Annotated in this window: 1 protein-coding gene; it reads left to right on the plus strand. The window is 48.1% G+C overall.

Translation table 11 applies throughout. The features are described 5' to 3' along the window. A partial coding sequence (locus CWB85_RS20195; RefSeq protein ID WP_171039042.1) for a beta strand repeat-containing protein occupies positions 1–3189 on the plus strand: 3189 nt, incomplete at both ends.

Consider the following 3189-nt stretch of genomic DNA (forward strand, 5'->3'; position numbering starts at 1 on the left):
GATTTTGGTGGGGTTGTTAATCTAACCGTGACCGATGCGAATGGCGCGGTGCAAACTTTAACGGCGACTGTGCTTGCTGATGGCACTTGGTCGGTGGATGTACCCACACCCCTTGCAGAAGGCGCATTCCAAGTGGATGCCAGTGTCACCGATGCGGCAGGCAATACTGCCAGCGACACTGAAAATGGTGGCGTAGTAGACACGCAAGCGCCAACAGTCACCATTGATGCACCGGCGTTAACCAACGACAATACCCCAGTAGTGACCGGTACATCGGATTTAGCGAACAGTGATATCGCCATTACCTTCAGCGATAGCAATGGCAGTCATACAGTGACAGTGCAAACCGATGGCAGTGGTAATTGGAGCGCTGAAGCTGCGCAACCATTACTTGATGGCGCTTATACAGTAACCGCCACTCTTAGTGATGCAGCAGGCAACACTGGCAGCGCTACTGACAATGGCGTGGTGGATACCATACCGCCAGAGCTTGCCTTTGTGCCCACCTTCTTGCTAGGGCAACTCGTGACCCTCAACGGTACTTCCGATTTACCAGCGGGCAGCACTGTTACTGTCACTCAAAACTTACTCGGCGGTGGGGTGATCAATTACACAGCGACCACCGATGCGGCGGGTAACTGGTCATTGGCAGGTCTCAGTATCCCACTGTTAACACTCAGCTCAATTACCGCCAGTGCCAGCGATGAAGCAGGCAATATACGCACGATTAACTCAACAGATTTTGATAGCACGCCACCGACTTTAACCGTTAGCGTTGATACGCTTAGTAATGATAATACCCCAGCAATTAGTGGCACAACGGATGCAGGGCAAGGGGCAAGTGTGACTGTAGTGGTCACAGATAAAGATGGTAACAGCGAAGTATTAACAGCTACTGTAGATGCCAGTGGTGACTGGGTAATCAGTCCAACAACTCCTTTAGCCGATGGTGGGTTTACGGTTGATGTAAGTGTTAGAGATGGTGTGGGTAACGAAGCAACTGAGTCAGTCAGTGGGGTGATTGATACAGTTGCGCCGACACTTACTGTTCAGGGTGTCGGGGATGGCAAAGATGTTACACCTGTATTTAGCGGTACCAGCAACGAAGTTGGGGGCAAAGTTATACTCACGGTGACTGATGCGAATGGTGTTGAGCAAACATTAGAGGCAACCGTAGGTGCCGATAACCGCTGGTCAGTTGAAGTTCGCAATGGACTTGCCGAAGGGGATTACACTGTCGTTGCGGTTATTACGGATGATGCGGGTAATGAAACGTCACTGTCATTAACTGGCAACATAGATACCTTAGTGCCTGTTCTTACTGTAAATGATAATGGTCTTGGTAATGATGCAACGCCTAGTATCAGTGGTTCATCAACAGAGCCTGAAAACACCTTAGTTAATGTGATTATTACTGATAGTAATGGCGATAATTATTCACTAATTGCAGTCGTGCAAGCAGGTGGTAGTTGGCAAGTAGTAGCGCCGAGCCTACCTGATGGTGGATACACAGTAAATGCTAGTATTACAGATGCAGCGGGTAATACGGGAAGCGCTTCAGGTTCGGGTAATATAGATACTCAAGCACCATTATTAACAATCAATAATTTAGGCACTATTAATGATGCAACACCCAGTATTAATGGGTCATCGTCAGAGCCACAAGGGACGATTATTAATCTTGTTGTCACAGATAGCAGTGGTAATGACACAGTACTATCAGCCACAGTAGATGCTAGCGGTAATTGGTCCGTGACTGCGCCTACACTCGCTGAAGATGATTATACTGTCAGTGCTACAGTGTCTGATACAGCAGGAAATACCACAACTGCGCAAAGTTCATTCACGCTCAATACCACAGCCCCCAGTATTGCAATTAATGAGATTGGTAATACTAATGACGCAACACCTATTATTTCAGGAACAAGTAATGCACCTGACAATACACTCGTTACAGTAACGATTGATGATGGTGTTAATGCACCAGAGATCCTAACTGCACAAGTCTTAGCTGGGGTTTGGTCTGTAACGGCTACTCAACCTCTTGCCGAAGGAGATTTTACGGTGAGAGCGGATGTTACAGTGGTAGGAAATACAGGCACTGCAAATACACAAGGGGTAATAGATACAATTGCACCTGTTATCGAGATCAATCAGCTTGCAGAAACCAATGATACAACCCCTACTATCAGCGGCACAACGGATGCGCGAGCTGGGGCACAAGTGACGTTAGTGATCACTGATGCAAATGGAGCAAATCAAACAGTCACCACCACAGTTAAGGCTAATGGCACTTGGTCAATATCGGCTACAACAGCATTAGCTGAAGGCAGTTTTGTGGTTGTAGCTTCAGTAACTGATGCCGCGGGTAATACAGGTTCAGACACAGAAAATGGCGGTTTAATAGACACGCAAGCGCCGAGCTTTGATATTGATCCGTTAGCTGCTACGAGCGATACCACACCGACCATCACCGGTAGCAGTGATGAAATTGGCGGCATTGTTAATATAACAGTCACTGATGCGACAGGTGCAATACAAACCTTAACTGCCACGGTATTGGCAGATGGTAGTTGGTCGGTTGATGTACCGAACTCGCTAGCAGAAGGTGCTTTCCAAGTCGGTGGTAGCGTGACGGATGCGGCTGGTAATATCGCCAGCGATACTGAAAACGGTGGGGTGATAGACACGCAAGCGCCAACCGTCAGCATCGATGCACCGGCATTAACCAACGACAATACCCCAGTAGTAACCGGTACATCGGATTTAGCGAACAGTGATATCGCGATTACCTTCACCGATAGCAATGGCAGCCATACAGTGACAGTGCAAACCGATGGCAGTGGCAATTGGAGCGCCGAAGCTGCGCAACCATTACTTGATGGCGCTTACACAGTCACCGCCAGCCTCAGTGATGCAGCCGGCAACACTGGCAGCGCTACTGACAATGGTGTGGTGGATACCGTTGCCCCAGATCTGAGAATTATACCTTCGTTCTTGCTTGGTAATTTGGTGTCGCTATCTGGTGATTCAGATTTACCCGCTGGCAGTACTATTACCATCACAGAGAATTTAGTTGGTGGGCTGATAGGTGCAACTTATACAGCAACCACAGATGAAAATGGTAACTGGCAATTGCTTAACCTAACGGTGCCATTACTAAATCTTGCGTATGTGACAGCCAGCGCA

Source organism: Pseudoalteromonas sp. S1727 (assembly GCF_005886375.1).
Lineage (GTDB): Bacteria > Pseudomonadota > Gammaproteobacteria > Enterobacterales > Alteromonadaceae > Pseudoalteromonas > Pseudoalteromonas haloplanktis.